Source organism: Enterobacter cloacae complex sp. P40C2 (assembly GCF_014930695.1).
In the GTDB taxonomy this organism is placed as follows: domain Bacteria; phylum Pseudomonadota; class Gammaproteobacteria; order Enterobacterales; family Enterobacteriaceae; genus Enterobacter; species Enterobacter pasteurii.
Map to the genome: position 1 here is coordinate 985,797 of NZ_JADBRP010000001.1, position 14,998 is coordinate 1,000,794.

The window sequence follows — 14,998 nt, forward strand, 5'->3', positions numbered from 1 at the left end:
CAACCGCTATTTGCGACTTCATCTATGGCGATGTGAATGCGGAGACAATGTACGAAACATATATAAATATCGATATCTTGATTCTGGTGACATCCGCAACGGTCGCGTATCTCATAACGATAAAGATATTTGATAAAATCAGAAATAAATGATCTTCTAACCCCTTCATGTATGCGGCTCAAAGACGGCGGCCCAACGTCAAAGCGCTTCTTTAAGGATATTCTTTTTCCCTCCAGCCCTTCCTTCACCTGCCACAAACATATATGATTTAATGAATATGACAGAAAACCACCTAGGATCGCCAGATGCTTCACCCCGTTCAGCTTTTCAAAACCCTCTCCGACGAAACGCGGCTCTCCATCGTCATGCTTCTGCGTGAAGCGGGGGAGCTGTGCGTCTGCGATCTCTGCTCCGCCACCGGCGAGCCGCAGCCGAAAGTCTCCAGGCATATGGCATTGCTCCGGGAGTCCGGGCTGGTCATCGATCGCCGGGAGGGAAAATGGGTCCATTACCGGTTATCTCCGAACATGCCCGCGTGGGCAGCGTCCGTTATCGATAACAGCTGGAACTGCCTGCGGGAAGAGACCCGCCTGAAGCTGAAAAGCAACCTTCCGGGTGCGTGCTAAGAAAAATACATTCACAAAATCAGATATTATGGAGTAAGCAATGTTTCTGGCAGGGGCGATTTTTTTATTCACACTGGTGCTGGTCATCTGGCAACCCAGAGGGCTCAGCATCGGCTGGAGCGCGACCATTGGCGCCGCGCTGGCGCTGGCGAGCGGCGTTATCCACGTTAACGATATACCGGTGGTCTGGAATATTGTCTGGAACGCCACGGCCACGTTTATCGCGGTGATCGTTATCAGCCTGCTGCTGGATGAGTCCGGCTTTTTCGAGTGGGCGGCGCTGCACGTTGCCCGCTGGGGAAACGGTCGGGGACGGCTGCTGTTTACCTGGATCGTGCTGCTGGGGGCGGCCGTTGCGGCGCTGTTTGCCAATGACGGTGCGGCGCTGATCCTGACGCCTATCGTTATCGCCATGCTGCTGGCGCTCGGGTTCAGCAAGCAGGCGACGCTGGCGTTTGTGATGGCGGCAGGCTTTATCGCCGATACCGCCAGCCTGCCGCTGATTGTATCCAACCTGGTCAACATTGTGTCGGCAGACTTCTTTACGCTGGGGTTCAGCGAATACGCCTCGGTGATGATCCCGGTTGATATCGCCGCGATTGCCGCAACGCTGGTCATGCTGCACCTGTTCTTTCGCAAGGACATTCCTCCGACGTACGATCTGTCGAAACTCCGGGAGCCGGCGCGGGCCATTAACGATCTGCCAACCTTCAGAACGGGCTGGATCGTCCTTGTATTACTCCTGATCGGCTTCTTTGTGCTTGAGCCTCTCGGCATTCCCGTCAGCGCCATCGCGAGTGCGGGCGCGCTGATTTTGTTTGCCGTCGCAAAACGCGGGCACGCGATTGATACCGGTAAGGTGCTGCGCGGCGCGCCGTGGCAGATCGTTATCTTCTCGCTGGGGATGTACCTGGTGGTGTATGGCCTGCGCAACGCCGGGCTGACGGAGTCTCTCTCCGGCGTTCTGGATCGCCTGGCCGGATACGGGCTCTGGGCCACCACGCTGGGAACCGGATTTATCACCGCCTTCCTGTCGTCCATAATGAACAATATGCCAACGGTGCTGATTGGTGCCCTCTCCATTGAAGGCAGCTCGGCAACGGGATTGATTAAAGAGGCGATGATTTACGCTAACGTGATTGGCTGCGATCTGGGACCAAAAATCACGCCCGTCGGCAGCCTTGCCACCCTGCTCTGGCTCCATGTGCTGGCGCAAAAAAACATGACGATCGGCTGGGGCTACTATTTTCGGACGGGCATTATGATGACGCTGCCGGTCCTGTTTGTAACGCTCGCCGCGCTGGCGTTACGTCTCTCCGTCACACTGTAGTGAGTACCTGATATGAGCAACATTACCATCTACCACAACCCGGCCTGCGGCACGTCGCGCAATACGCTGGAGATGATCCGCAACAGCGGCACCGAACCCGAAATTATTTTGTATCTCGAGACTCCGCCCTCTCGCGACGAGCTGGTGACGCTGCTTGCCGACATGGGTATTGCCCCCCGTGACCTGCTGCGAAAAAACGTCGAGCCTTATGAGCAGCTGGGCCTGGCGGAAGACAGGTTTAACGACAGCCAGCTCGTTGACTACATGCTGCAATATCCGATCCTGATCAATCGCCCGATCGTCGTTACCCCGCTGGGAACGAGGCTGTGTCGCCCCTCGGAGCGAGTGCTGGATATTCTGCCCGACGCCCAAAAAGGGGCGTTTACCAAAGAGGATGGCGAAGCGGTCGTAGACGCTTCCGGTCAAAAAATTAAGGGCCGTTAACGTCGCGGCGCCCTGCCGTTAAGCGCTGGGCGCCTGCTCCCGCGCAATACGGCCCACCATCGCCCGGATTTCCTCCCGGGTTAAGGGCGCGCGGTCGGTTACAAAATGCAGGGTCATCCCTTCGATAAACGCGTCCAGCGCGCGGGCGGTGGCCGGATCAAACCACTGCTCAAGCGTGGTCTGACTCATCTTCATCCAGTCCTGCATGACCGTGCGCAGCGCGTTACTGCGGTGCATAAAGGCATATAGCTGGTACATCAGCGCCATATTGTGCGGGGTGGTCACCGCTGAGCTGTGGATCAGCGTGGTTATCGCCTCGCACGCCCTCTCCCGCCCGGTAACGCCTGCAAAGAAATCCCGGTACTGCTGCGACATCTGCTGCGTAAACCAGGTGAACGCCTCTTCCAGCAGCGGCTCCATACCGTCGAAATAGTAGGTCATCGACCCCAGCGGCACGCCTGCGCAGGTTGCAATCTTGCGGTGCGTGACGGCGTGAATACCGTGCTCGGCGATGGTGTCCAGCGTCGCCTGGAGGATCTTCTCCCGACGGTTGGGGTCGTTCGGTGGTCTGCTCATAAAATCCTCATCCGGTTTATGTACAAATGTACACAAAGTTGCTAGTGTTGTCGCTATCGTTGTACTTCTGGTGCTGACCCCAATGACGCTGACTTCTCCTCGCAAAGCCCTGCAACTTCGCATGTGGGCGCTGTTTATGTTCTTCTTTATCCCCGGGCTGCTGATGGCCTCCTGGGCGACGCGCACGCCCGCAATCCGCGATACGCTCTCCGTCTCCACGGCGGAAATGGGGATTGTGCTGTTTGGCCTGTCGATTGGTTCGATGAGCGGCATCCTGTGCTCGGCCTGGCTGGTGAAGCGCTTTGGCACCCGCACGGTGATCCGCACCACCATGTGCTTCGCCGTGGTCGGTATGCTTGCGCTGAGCGTGGCGCTGTGGTTTGCCTCCCCCCTGATGTTCGCCCTCGGACTGATGGTGTTCGGCGGCAGCTTTGGAGCAGCAGAAGTGGCCATTAACGTTGAAGGGGCCGCCGTCGAGCAGGAGATGAACAAAACGGTGCTGCCGATGATGCATGGCTTTTACAGCCTCGGCACGCTGGCGGGCGCGGGCGTGGGGATGGCGCTGACGGCGCTGGGCATTGCCGCCAATGTGCACATATTACTGGCGGCGCTGGTCTGCATTATCCCCATCCTCACCGGCATCCGGGCTATTCCCGCCGGTACGGGACAAAACGCCTCGGATGAACAAAAGTCTGCGGCAAAAGGGTTGCCCTTCTACCGCGATCTCCAGCTGATGCTGATTGGCGTGGTGGTGCTGGCGATGGCGTTTGCGGAAGGCTCCGCCAACGACTGGCTTCCGCTGCTGATGGTGGACGGGCACGGCTTTAGCCCCACCTCCGGCTCGCTGATTTACGCCGGCTTTACGCTCGGTATGACCGTCGGACGCTTTACCGGCGGCTGGTTTATCGACCGCTACAGCCGCGTCGCGGTGGTGCGCGCCAGCGCCCTGCTGGGCGGGCTGGGCATCGCGATGATTATCTTTGTGGACGTAGACTGGATTGCCGGCGTGTCGGTGATCCTGTGGGGGCTGGGCGCCTCTCTCGGCTTCCCGCTGACCATTTCTGCCGCCAGCGATACCGGCCCGGATGCGCCAACCCGCGTAAGCGTCGTGGCGACCACCGGCTACCTTGCTTTCCTGGTGGGGCCGCCGCTGCTTGGGTTCCTCGGCGAGCACTACGGGTTGCGCAGCGCCATGCTGGTGGTATTAGGGTTAGTGATTATTGCCGCACTGGTGGCGCGCGCGGTGGCAAAACCGGAAGCTGAACAAACGACAATGGAGAAGGGATATGAGCGTTAAGCTGATTGCAGTCGACATGGATGGCTCCTTCCTGAGCGATGCGAAAACCTACAATCGGGCGCGTTTTCTGGCGCAGTACGCGCGCATGAAGGCTCAAGGCATTCGTTTTGTGGTGGCCAGCGGAAACCAGTACTACCAGCTGATCTCGTTTTTCCCGGAGATCGCCCACGAGATCGCCTTTGTCGCCGAAAACGGCGGCTGGGTCGTTGATGCCGGTGAAGATGTATTTAACGGCGAGCTGTCGAAAGAGCACTTTCTGACCGTCGCCACCCTGTTAAACGACGTTCCCGGCATTGAGATTATCGCCTGCGGAAAAAACAGCGCCTACACGCTGAAAACCTATGACGACCTCTTTAAAGAGATTGCCCTGAAGTACTATCACCGCCTTGAAAGCGTCAGCAGTTTCGACAACCTCAACGATATTTTCTTCAAGTTCGGGCTTAACGTCTCGGACGACGAAATACCGCGCATTCAGGCGCTGCTGCATGAAAAGCTCGGCGACATTATGGTGCCGGTGACCACCGGACACGGCAGTATCGACCTGATTATCCCCGGCGTGCATAAAGCTAACGGCCTGCGGATCCTCCAGGCGCGCTGGGGCATTGAGGACAGCGAGGTGGTGGCCTTTGGCGACAGCGGTAACGACGTGGAGATGTTGCGCCAGGCAGGGTATGGCTTCGCGATGGCCAATGCCAAACCGCACATTAAAGCGGTGGCCCGCTTTGAGGCGCCGAATAATAATGACGAAGGCGTGCTGGACGTGATTGATAAGGTGCTGAACGGGGAAGCGCCGTTTAACTGATTTCGTGCGCTCTGGTTCCCTCTCCCACCGGGAGAGGGAATAAGGATTACGGTTGTAGCGCGCTTCCTACGCGTTTGTCTTTCAGGAACACCACCATTAACCCTACCCACAGCACGCCGTTGGCGAGGTTGAACAGGCTGAACAGCCCGTTGCCGCCAAACGCGTAAGCGTGCTTGCTCACCTCAATACCGACGGTGAAAATCAGCATTTGCAGCATGCCCATCGCGGCAGACACCGTGCCTTTACTCATTTCACTGGCGAACAGCGTCAGGCGCACCAGGCCGGCATTCGCCACGCCAATACCAAACGCGTAGACGCTTAGCCCCGCGGTCATCCAGAGATAGGCATGAGACGAGGCTACGGTCGCCGCCGCAATAATCAGCCCTGCCGCAATGGGCCAGCCGCCCATAATAATCAGCGAACGCACGGTGCGACGCGACGTCAGACGCGCCAGCACCAGGTTACCGATAATCAGCGCGCCGAAAATCGGCACCTGCAACAGGCCATACTCATAGCTGCTAAGCTGCTCGCCGCTGATGATGATCACCGGCGACTGGGCAATCCACGCCAGCAGAGGCAGGCTGACGAAGCCCGTCGCCAGCGCGCCCGCCACAAAACGGCCGTTCTTCAGCACCGCTTTATAATCACGCCCCAGCTCTTTAAGCGAGAGCTTTTCTCCCAGGCGGGTGGCGGTCTCCGGCATCGCGCGGTGCAGACCAAAGAAGGAGACGGCCGCGAGCGCGGCAAAAAGCACAAACATCCCCTCCCACGGCGCAACGTGCACCCATGCGGCTCCCACCAGCGGACCCAGAAGCGGTGCAATCAGCGCCACGTTCGCCATCAGCGCGGTGATCTTGATGCACACCGCCTCCTCGAACGACTCCTGAATGGCGGCATAGCCCACGGCGCCGATAAAGCACAGGCTCACGCCCTGAAGGAAGCGCAGCAGGGTGAACTGCTCAATGTTTTGTGCCAGCAGCGTGGCGAGACAGGTAACGATAAACCACACCACGCCCGTCAGCATTACCGGACGGCGGCCAATACGATCCGACAGCGGCCCTAACAGCCACTGTAAAAACATGCCGCCCGCGAGATAGGCGGTCATGGATGTCGGCACCCACTCAATACCTGCGTTGTACTGCTCAACAACGGCCAGCATGCCAGGCTGGATCATGTCGTTGCCGATATAGGTAGAAAATTCGTAGAGCACCAGACACAGAGGAAAAAGTAACGCCTGACGACCCAGACGATTACCGGAAGAAGAACGGTTTATCATGCAATCTCTTTAGTATGAAAAAATCGCGATGAGTGTAATGAATTGCCGCTGTCTGAGATAGCACATTAGCGTGAAATAACAGAAATAAAGCACTTATCGTTGTTGTTTAAGGTTTCCTTAAGTTGGCCTCTCTATGATAGTGCCATTTCACGCTACCGATCGAAAACATGACACACGTCGCCAGCCCTTCAGAATTATCTAAGTTACCGACAACTAAGACAAAACGACTTTACCGTTTGCCGACCCGCTTTTATGGTTATCAGCTTTTCGTGCTGATCGTTCTTGCCCTGCTTTTTACCTGGCTTTCGCGCGATGAATCGCTCGACCGGTGGATAACCGGCTTCTGGTATGACGCCGCGGCGCACCAGTTTCCGCTACAGCAAAACCCGCTGCTGGATCTGCTGAACCATCGGCTGGCGAAATACGTGGCCATTGCGCTGGCCGCCGTGGCGCTTATTTACGGCGCCTTCAGGCGCAATGCCAGGCTGGTAACGGCCGCGCTGCTGATGGGCCTGGGAGCGCTGGTGGTCGGCGCGCTGAAAAGCCTGAGCCACCACAGCTGCCCGTGGGATCTGGTGGAGTATGGCGGCAAAGCCGTTTCGTACCCCCTGTTCAGCGCCGTTCCGGCAGACAGCGGGCCGGGGCGCTGCTTTCCCGGCGGCCACGCCTCGAGCGGCTTTATGATTATGGGGCTGTTTTTTGCCTTCTGGCGCGAACGTCCGCGCCTGGCCTGGGCCTTCGTCGCGCTGGGTGCGGCGATGGGCCTTTTGATGGGCTTCGGGCAGGTGATGCGCGGGGCACATTTTTTCTCTCACAACCTGTGGGCCGGGTGGTGGGTCTGGTTTTCCCAGGTGCTGGCTTACGGGCTGGTTTCTACCTGGTTTGCTAAAGAGTAACGATACTATGTTAGAGAATCTGAACTACGAACTGTTTTACCTGCTCAACGCCACGCCGTCGTCACCGGAATGGATGATTGACCTCGCCACCTTCATTGCGAAGGATGTGATCAGCATTGTACCGGCTCTCGCCGCGATCCTCTGGCTATGGGGGCCACGCACACAGGTTACCGCGCAGCGCCATCTGGTGATCAAAATGGCGATGGCGATCGGCGTCAGCGTACTGGCAAGCTACGCGCTGGGCCACGCCTTCCCGCACGACCGGCCGTTTGTCGAACGCGTCGGCTACAACTTCCTGCACCATGCGCCGGATGACTCGTTCCCGAGCGATCACGGCACGGTTATTTTCACCTTCGCGCTGGCGTTCCTGTTCTGGCATCGCCTGTGGTCCGGGGCGGTGCTGATGGGAGTGGCGCTCGCCATCGCCTGGTCCCGCGTATACCTGGGCGTGCACTGGCCGCTGGATATGGTCGGCGGTTTCCTGGTCGGACTGATGGGCTGCGTCAGCGCGGCCATCATGTGGAGCCTCTTTGGTCCGGCGCTTTATCGTGGATTATCACAGGCCTATCGCGTTCTGTTTGCCCTCCCGATCCGCAAAGGCTGGATACGTGACTAACCCCGGTCCGTCAGGTTACACTTGAGCCCCCGCCCTGCGGGGGCTCACTTTTTTAGCCCGAGGATCTATGGAAACACGCCGCGATGACCGCATTGCTCAGCTGCTCCAGGCGCTGAAGCGCAGCGATAAGCTGCATCTCAAGGAAGCCGCCAGCCTGCTCGGCGTGTCTGAAATGACCATTCGCCGCGATCTGAACAGCGACAGCGCTCCCGTTGTGCTGCTGGGTGGGTATATCGTCCTTGAACCGCGTAGCGCCAGCCACTACCTGTTAAGCGATCAAAAAACGCGGCTGGTGGAAGAGAAGCGCAAAGCCGCGCGGCTCGCCGCCTCGCTGGTGCAGCCGCATCAAACGCTGTTTTTTGACTGCGGAACAACCACCCCGTGGATCATCGAGGCCATCGACAGCACCCTTCCTTTTACCGCCGTCTGTTATTCCCTGAACACCTTTCTGGCGCTACAGGAGAAACCGGCGTGCCGGGTGATTTTATGCGGCGGTGAGTTTCACGCCAGCAATGCCATCTTCAAGCCGCTGAACATTCAGGACACGCTCAGCAACCTCTGCCCGGATATCGCCTTTTACTCTGCGGCGGGCGTGAACGTGCAGCAGGGAGCGACCTGTTTTAACCTCGAAGAGCTGCCGGTGAAACACTGGGCGCTTAACGCCGCGCAGCACCACGTGCTGGTGGTTGACCACAGTAAGTTTGGCAAGGTGCGCCCGGCAAGGATGGGGGAACTGTCGCGCTTCGACGCCATCGTGAGCGATTGCCGACCGGACGACGAGCTGGTGGCGTACGCGAAAGCGCAGCAGGTGAAGTTGATGTATTAAGCGGGGTGCGGCCTGCTGCCCTCACCCCGGCCCTCTCCCTTTGGGAGCGGGAGAAAACCCATAAGGTTTAGCTAAACCAGCTGCCGAACCATCCGTGGAATTTCATCAGGACGAAATCCCACATCCGGCTGAAGAAGCCGCCCTCTTCCACCGCTTCCATCACCACCAGCGGACGCTGTTCAATCGACTTACCGTTGAGCTGGAAATCAATCGTCCCGACCACCTGGCCTTTTTTCAGCGGCGCGGTGAGCTGCGGATCGGTCAGGGTATAGCTGGCTTTCAGGTTTTTCAGCTGGCCGCGAGGAATGGTCACGGAACCGGCTTCACCCGCCCCCAGGCTCACTTCGCGCTTGTCGCCAAACCAGACGCGCTGGCTTACAAAGGTGGCGTCCGGCTTAATCGGCGTGACGGTTTCAAAGAAGCGGAAGCCCCATGTCAGCAGCTTTTCTGATTCGTTAAAGCGAATGCGGTCGGTTTTAGTGCCCAGCACCACCGAAATCAGGCGCATATCGCCCTGGGTTGCGGAGGCCACGAGGTTATATCCCGCCCCGGCGGTTGTCCCCGTTTTCATACCGTCCACGTTGACGTTGCTGCTCCACAGCAGGCGGTTACGGTTAGGCTGGCGAATATTGTTGAAGGTAAACTCTTTCTCTTTATGGATGGCATATTCATCCGGAACGTCATGGATCAGCGCTTTGCCCAGCAGCGCCATATCACGCGCGGTACTGAACTGACCCGGCGCGTCCAGGCCGTGAACGGTTTTAAACGTGGTGTTGGTCAGGCCCAGCTTTTGCGCGTAGCCGTTCATTAAGCCAATAAATGAATCCTGACTGCCCGCCACGTAATCGGCCAGCGCGATACAGGCATCATTTCCTGACTGAATAATGACCCCCTTATTCAGATCGGAAACGGACACCTGGTCGCCGGGCTTCAGGAACATTACGGATGAGCCTCGCAGCGCCGGGTTGCCGGTCGCCCAGGCGTCTTTCCCGACGGTGACCATGTCATCCAGCTTGATCTTGCCCGCTTTCAGCGCCTGGCCAACCACATAGCTGGTCATTATTTTCGTCAGGCTCGCCGGGTCGAGTTTTTCGTCGGCGTTACCCTCTGCCAGCACTTTGCCGCTGGCGTAATCCATCAGGATCCAGGCGCGCGCATCGACAGGTGGCGCTTCGGGCGCCGTCTGTTCCGCCGCATAGAGCGTTGGGGCAAAAAGGAAAAGCAGCGCCGAGCCTGCCGCCAGGCTGCGCAGAGAAGAAGTTTTTTGCGTCATAAATGCCACCCGAGTGTCCATTCTAAAAATCACGTCACAATCACCGTGTCGCAAGAAGCGATGAGTAATAGCGCACTACAGCGTTCAAAGAAACCTGTTCCAGGTAAAGTTTTTAAAGTTTATGCAATAACATTCAGATACGCTTTGATTACGGCGTTTTTTTTAGCATCTGTTGCGTAATTGTTAGGTTTATCTCACCATGGCAAAAAGCTGACTCGGATTCACATCTCATCGGGAGTAAATATGATTACGCTGTGGGGCAGGAACAATTCGACAAACGTGAAGAAAGTGCTCTGGACGCTGGAGGAGCTGGATTTACCGTTCAATCAAATCATGGCCGGATTGTCGTTCGGCGTTAATAAGGACGCTGACTATCTGGCGATGAATCCAAACGGGCTGGTGCCGCTGCTGCGTGATGACGAGACGGACGCCACGCTGTGGGAGTCCAATACCATCGTGCGTTACCTTGCCGCTCAGTACGGCCAGGGCCGCCTGTGGGTAGAAAACCCGGCCCGGCGCGCCCAGGGTGAAAAATGGATGGACTGGGCAAACCAGACGCTTTCCCCAACCCACCGCGTGATCCTGATGGGGCTGATCCGCACGCCGGAAGCAGAACGTGACTATCCTGCCATTCACGCCGCGCAGGACGCCTGCGAATCGCTGTTTGCCATGATGGACGACGAACTGGCGAAGCACGCCTGGTTCTCCGGCGACGCGTTTGGCGTGGGCGATATCGCCGTCGCCCCTTTTGTCTGGAACCTGACCAATATGGGGCTGAGCTGGGCTCCGCGCCCGCACCTTGAGCGCTGGATCCGCCAGCTCAGCGAGCGTCCAGCTTACCGTAACGTGGTGATGATCCCGGTGAGCTGATTACGCGCCGGACGGGCTGACCTTCAGCAGCTGCCCGTCCGTCTCGTCGGTCAGCACGTACAGATAGCCATCCGGTCCCACGCGCACGTCGCGAATACGCTGATTTTTATCACCAAGAATGCGCCCGTCCTCCGTCACCTTATTGCCATCCACGCTCAGCACGATGATGTCTTTTTCCTTCAGCGCGCCAATAAACAGCTTGTTTTTCCACTGCGGGAAAACGTCGCTATTGTAGAAAGCCATACCGCTGACGGCCGGCGAGACCTTCCAGACAAACAGCGGCTTTTCCGTGCCCTCAACGTGCTCGCCTTTCGCTTCCGGGATTTTCAGGCCGCTGTAGTTGATGCCGTGGGTCGCCATCGGCCAGCCGTAGTTTTTCCCCTTCTCAGGAATGTTGATCTCATCCCCGCCGCGCGGGCCGTGTTCGTTGAGCCACAGCGTGTCGCTCCACGGGTTCATCGCCATCCCCTGCGGATTACGAATGCCGTAAGACCAGATTTCGGGACGCGCCCCGGCAGTATTCACAAACGGGTTATCCGGCGGCACTTTCCCGTCTTCCGTCAGGCGCACCACCTTGCCCTGAAGCTTATCCAGATCCTGCGCCGTCGGGCGCTGGTTGTTTTCACCAAGGCCAATAAAGAGGTGGCCTTTGCCGTCAAACACCAGCCGTCCGCCAAAGTGGTTGCCGGTGGAGAGCTTCGGCATCTGGCGGAACACCACCTGGAATCCCTCAATGCGCGACAGGTCATCGCTCAGCCGCCCGTAGCCTACCGCGGTCCCCGCTTTTCCGTCATTACCTGCCTCGGCGAAGCTTAGCCAGACCCGCCGCGACCGTTCAAAATCCGGGGCCAGCACCACGTCCAGCAGGCCGCCCTGGCCGCTCGCCCATACCTTCGGCACGCCAACAATCGGATCGGAGAGCCCTTTCCCTGCCTGCCAGTGCTTAAGCTGCCCGTCCTTTAGCGTGACCAGCAGCCCCTTATTGTCCGGGAGAAAAGCGAGCGACCAGGGATGATCGAGCTTCGTCTGTAACACCTCAACCTTTACCGATTCTGGCGCGGCAAGAAGCGAAACGGGGAATAGCAGTACGGGCAGGAAAATCAGTGAGGAACGAGGCATAACGCACTCCTTTATCGGCATATGGCATAAAGATTAGCCACTGTTACCGGGCGCGTTAACACTTTTACAAAAGCTTAAGCAAAAGGGGGAGTTGCCTCCCCCGGGTTCATTGCCGGACAAGGGTTTCAGGCTTGTTCAGACACATGATGCAAAGAGAGAGCGTTGTCAGGCAGTTTTCAAGCTTCTCTGCGTTGACCGCAATAAAATTTGGGCAGTCGTGACGTCCGTTCATCAAACATACCCCTGCTATGGAGAGCACCTCGGCGGAACGGCGCAGCGCCGTCAGCTCGCTGTCCGCGTATTGCGCTTTCAGGGTCGGTGCTTTTTCACGCATGTAATTGCAAAGTTCAAACAGGTTATCACGCAGATTTTCGCTTTCGCTGACTGACATATACCCTTTCGCCTTGCGGAGTTGCAGATAAGCAGCCAGGTCGAGTCGGGCGTTGATCAGCTTGTTAAGCAGATCGCGTTTCAGTCTGTCAACGGACATGCTATTTCCTCCTCTGTCAGCCATGGTACCACCTTCAGAATACGGTTAATTTTTGTACAATTTAATGCCCAGGATCAATAAACGTTAACTGATTAACATTATTTACAATGTTACAACGTATGGCGCATTCAACAGAGCCATAAAGAATGTATAAATCCCCCGCGATACGCTGTAAAATCCCGCCCTGATAATTCCATAATTGATGAATTTTTAATCTATGAGCAATGTTATGCACCAGCCGAAAATCGGCTTTGTCTCCCTGGGCTGCCCGAAAAACCTGGTGGATTCCGAACGCATCCTGACTGAACTTCGCACCGAAGGCTATGACGTGGTGCCAAGCTACGACAACGCCGACATGGTGATCGTCAACACCTGCGGGTTCATCGACAGCGCGGTCCAGGAGTCGCTGGAAGCCATTGGTGAAGCCCTGACGGAAAACGGCAAGGTGATTGTGACCGGCTGCCTGGGTGCAAAAGTGGATCAGATCCGCGAGGTGCACCCGAAGGTGCTGGAGATCACCGGACCGCACAGCTACGAGCAGGTGCTGGAACATGTTCATCACTACGTACCAAAGCCAAAGCACAACCCGTTCCTGAGCCTGGTGCCGGAACAGGGCGTGAAGCTGACGCCGCGCCACTACGCGTACTTAAAAATTTCCGAAGGCTGCAACCACCGCTGCACCTTCTGCATCATCCCGTCGATGCGTGGCGATCTGGTAAGCCGTCCGATTGGTGAAGTGCTGGCAGAAGCCAAGCGCCTCGCCGATGCGGGCGTCAAGGAGCTGCTGGTCATCTCCCAGGACACCTCCGCCTACGGCGTGGACGTGAAGCACCGCGCCGGCTTCCACAACGGCGAGCCGGTGAAAACCAGCATGGTTGGCCTGTGCGAGCAGCTCGCTAAGCTCGGGATCTGGACGCGACTGCACTACGTCTACCCGTACCCGCACGTTGATGACGTGATCCCGCTGATGGCGGAAGGCAAAATCCTGCCGTACCTCGACATCCCGCTCCAGCACGCCAGCCCGCGTATTCTGAAGCTGATGAAGCGTCCTGGCTCCGTTGACCGCCAGCTGGCGCGCATCAAACAGTGGCGCGAAATCTGCCCTGACCTGACCCTGCGTTCCACCTTTATCGTCGGCTTCCCGGGTGAAACCGAAGAAGACTTCCAGATGCTGCTCGACTTCCTGAAGGAAGCGCGCCTGGACCGCGTAGGCTGCTTCAAGTACAGCCCGGTTGAAGGCGCAACCGCCAACGAGCTGGCGGATCAGGTACCGGAAGAGGTGAAAGAGGAGCGCTGGAACCGCTTTATGCAGCTGCAACAGCAGATCTCTGCTGAACGCCTGCAGGAGAAAGTAGGCCGCGAGATTCTGGTCATCATCGACGAGGTGGATGAAGAAGGCGCGATTGGCCGCAGCATGGCGGACGCCCCTGAAATCGACGGCGCGGTGTATCTGAACGGTGAAACCAGCGTCAAGCCGGGCGACATCATCCGCGTGAAGGTTGAAAACGCCGACGAATATGACCTGTGGGGCAGCCGGGTTTAATTTCTCCCCCCTCACCTCAGGAAACAGACCGCACCGATCAGTCCCCTCTCCCCTCTGGGGAGAGGGTTAGGGTGAGGGGCAAGCCGTAAGGTCACGCAAAACCTACCCTTTAATCCTCGGATCCAGCGCGTCGCGCAGCCCGTCACCCAGTAAATTAAACGCCAGCACGGTGAGGAAAATCGCCAGGCTCGGGAAGATCGCCACGTGCGGCGCAATCACCATATCCGCCCTCGCCTCGTTCAGCATCGCACCCCACTCCGGCGTCGGCGGCTGTGCCCCTAACCCCAAAAACGACAGGCTCGCCGCCGAGATAATCGACACGCCAATGCGCATGGTGAAGTAGACCACGATGGACGACACCGTCCCCGGCAGAATATGGCTGAACAGGATGGTGGCATCGCTGGCCCCCATGCTGCGTGCCGACTCGATAAAGGTCTGCTGCTTGAGCACCAGCGTGTTGCCACGCACCAGGCGAGCGAAGGCGGGTATGGAAAATACCGCCACGGCGATGATGACGTTCGCCATGCCGCTGCCCATCACCGCCACCACGGCAATGGCCAGCAGAATGCCGGGAAAAGCAAACAGCACGTCGCAGATGCGCATGATGATGCGATCCCACCAGCCTTCGTAGTACCCGGCCACCAGCCCCAGCACGGTGCCAATCGCCGCGCCTATCAGCACCGCAAAAACCCCGGCCGCCAGCGAGATTTGCGCCCCTACCAGCACGCGGCTGAAAATATCGCGCCCGAGCGAGTCCACGCCAAACCAGTGCATCATCGACGGGCCATCGTTCAGACGGTCGTAGTCGAAGTAGTTTTCCGCATCAAACGGGGCTATCCACGGTGCAACCATCGCCACCAGGATCAGCAGCAACACAAACAGCCCGGCGACCATCGCGACCGGCTGACGGCGGAATCGCCGCCAGAACTCAACCCACGGGGTGCGAATATGGTCCGGCCTGATCCCCGGCATAGCGTTCAAAATGGCCTGACGACGCCAGTTAAATAATCGCAT

16 protein-coding genes are annotated in these 14,998 nt (G+C 57.9%); 10 read left to right on the top strand and 6 right to left on the bottom strand.

What is annotated here, in order from left to right:
- The first annotated feature begins 305 nt into the window (after positions 1 to 305).
- Genes IM304_RS04740 through arsC form a run of 3 tightly spaced genes read left to right on the top strand, consistent with a single transcriptional unit; the run spans position 306 to position 2,400 of the window.
- Positions 306 to 626: a metalloregulator ArsR/SmtB family transcription factor gene (locus IM304_RS04740; RefSeq protein ID WP_176610784.1), complete on the top strand. Its 321-nt coding sequence runs from the start codon at positions 306 to 308 to the stop codon at positions 624 to 626.
- 40 nt (positions 627 to 666) lie between these two features.
- On the top strand, positions 667 to 1,956 hold the full coding sequence (locus tag IM304_RS04745; protein WP_193356578.1) for an arsenic transporter: 1,290 nt from the start codon (positions 667 to 669) through the stop codon (positions 1,954 to 1,956).
- Between the two features lie 12 nt (positions 1,957 to 1,968).
- Positions 1,969 to 2,400, top strand: coding sequence for a glutaredoxin-dependent arsenate reductase (arsC, locus tag IM304_RS04750; RefSeq protein ID WP_176678644.1), 432 nt, complete (start codon positions 1,969 to 1,971; stop codon positions 2,398 to 2,400).
- A gap of 18 nt (positions 2,401 to 2,418) precedes the next feature.
- On the opposite strand, the gene IM304_RS04755 is transcribed toward arsC, so the two are convergent.
- A complete protein-coding gene (locus IM304_RS04755) occupies positions 2,419 to 2,976 on the bottom strand; it encodes a TetR/AcrR family transcriptional regulator (protein ID WP_193356579.1) in 558 nt (185 codons plus the stop codon).
- An 82-nt stretch (positions 2,977 to 3,058) separates the two neighbouring features.
- On the opposite strand from IM304_RS04755, the gene IM304_RS04760 reads away from it, so the two are divergent.
- Positions 3,059 to 4,273 carry an MFS transporter gene (locus IM304_RS04760; RefSeq protein WP_193356580.1) on the top strand — a complete coding sequence of 405 codons (1,215 nt, stop codon included), beginning with the start codon at positions 3,059 to 3,061 and terminating at the stop codon, positions 4,271 to 4,273.
- Positions 4,263 to 5,075, top strand: coding sequence for a Cof-type HAD-IIB family hydrolase (locus tag IM304_RS04765; protein ID WP_148418701.1), 813 nt, complete (start codon positions 4,263 to 4,265; stop codon positions 5,073 to 5,075). Before IM304_RS04760 ends, IM304_RS04765 begins: the two co-directional genes overlap by 11 nt.
- Positions 5,076 to 5,121: 46 nt before the next feature.
- Here the strand turns inward: IM304_RS04765 and IM304_RS04770 are convergent, their stop codons facing one another.
- A complete protein-coding gene (locus tag IM304_RS04770) occupies positions 5,122 to 6,351 on the bottom strand; it encodes an MFS transporter (RefSeq protein WP_193356581.1) in 1,230 nt (409 codons plus the stop codon).
- A gap of 167 nt (positions 6,352 to 6,518) precedes the next feature.
- Between IM304_RS04770 and IM304_RS04775 the strand changes: the two genes are divergently transcribed.
- The 3 genes from IM304_RS04775 to deoR all read left to right on the top strand — a co-directional run bounded on the left by IM304_RS04775 (position 6,519) and on the right by deoR (position 8,689).
- Positions 6,519 to 7,247 carry a phosphatase PAP2 family protein gene (locus IM304_RS04775; protein ID WP_193356582.1) on the top strand — a complete coding sequence of 243 codons (729 nt, stop codon included), beginning with the start codon at positions 6,519 to 6,521 and terminating at the stop codon, positions 7,245 to 7,247.
- A 7-nt stretch (positions 7,248 to 7,254) separates the two neighbouring features.
- A complete protein-coding gene (gene ybjG / locus IM304_RS04780) occupies positions 7,255 to 7,863 on the top strand; it encodes an undecaprenyl-diphosphate phosphatase (RefSeq protein WP_148418698.1) in 609 nt (202 codons plus the stop codon).
- 67 nt (positions 7,864 to 7,930) lie between these two features.
- Complete coding sequence (gene deoR, locus IM304_RS04785) at positions 7,931 to 8,689, top strand: DNA-binding transcriptional repressor DeoR (protein WP_193356583.1); 759 nt, start codon at positions 7,931 to 7,933, stop codon at positions 8,687 to 8,689.
- Between the two features lie 67 nt (positions 8,690 to 8,756).
- Here deoR and dacC read toward each other — a convergent pair whose 3' ends face one another.
- On the bottom strand, positions 8,757 to 9,962 hold the full coding sequence (gene dacC, locus IM304_RS04790; protein ID WP_148418696.1) for a serine-type D-Ala-D-Ala carboxypeptidase: 1,206 nt from the start codon (positions 9,960 to 9,962) through the stop codon (positions 8,757 to 8,759).
- 243 nt (positions 9,963 to 10,205) lie between these two features.
- Between dacC and IM304_RS04795 the strand changes: the two genes are divergently transcribed.
- The gene (locus tag IM304_RS04795) at positions 10,206 to 10,832 is read left to right on the top strand and encodes a glutathione S-transferase family protein (protein WP_148418695.1); all 627 of its coding nucleotides are present in this window, start codon (positions 10,206 to 10,208) and stop codon (positions 10,830 to 10,832) included.
- On the opposite strand, the gene IM304_RS04800 is transcribed toward IM304_RS04795, so the two are convergent.
- Both IM304_RS04800 and bssR read right to left on the bottom strand, forming a co-directional pair.
- Positions 10,833 to 11,951: a PQQ-dependent sugar dehydrogenase gene (locus IM304_RS04800; RefSeq protein ID WP_193356584.1), complete on the bottom strand. Its 1,119-nt coding sequence runs from the start codon at positions 11,949 to 11,951 to the stop codon at positions 10,833 to 10,835. It lies immediately after the preceding gene.
- Positions 11,952 to 12,057: 106 nt separating this feature from the next.
- Complete coding sequence (bssR, locus tag IM304_RS04805) at positions 12,058 to 12,441, bottom strand: biofilm formation regulator BssR (protein ID WP_148418693.1); 384 nt, start codon at positions 12,439 to 12,441, stop codon at positions 12,058 to 12,060.
- A gap of 217 nt (positions 12,442 to 12,658) precedes the next feature.
- On the opposite strand from bssR, the gene rimO reads away from it, so the two are divergent.
- Positions 12,659 to 13,984, top strand: a complete 1,326-nt coding sequence (gene rimO / locus IM304_RS04810) for a 30S ribosomal protein S12 methylthiotransferase RimO (protein WP_193356585.1) — start codon at positions 12,659 to 12,661, stop codon at positions 13,982 to 13,984.
- 102 nt (positions 13,985 to 14,086) lie between these two features.
- Here the strand turns inward: rimO and gsiD are convergent, their stop codons facing one another.
- Positions 14,087 to 14,998, bottom strand: coding sequence for a glutathione ABC transporter permease GsiD (gene gsiD, locus IM304_RS04815; protein WP_193356586.1), 912 nt, complete (start codon positions 14,996 to 14,998; stop codon positions 14,087 to 14,089).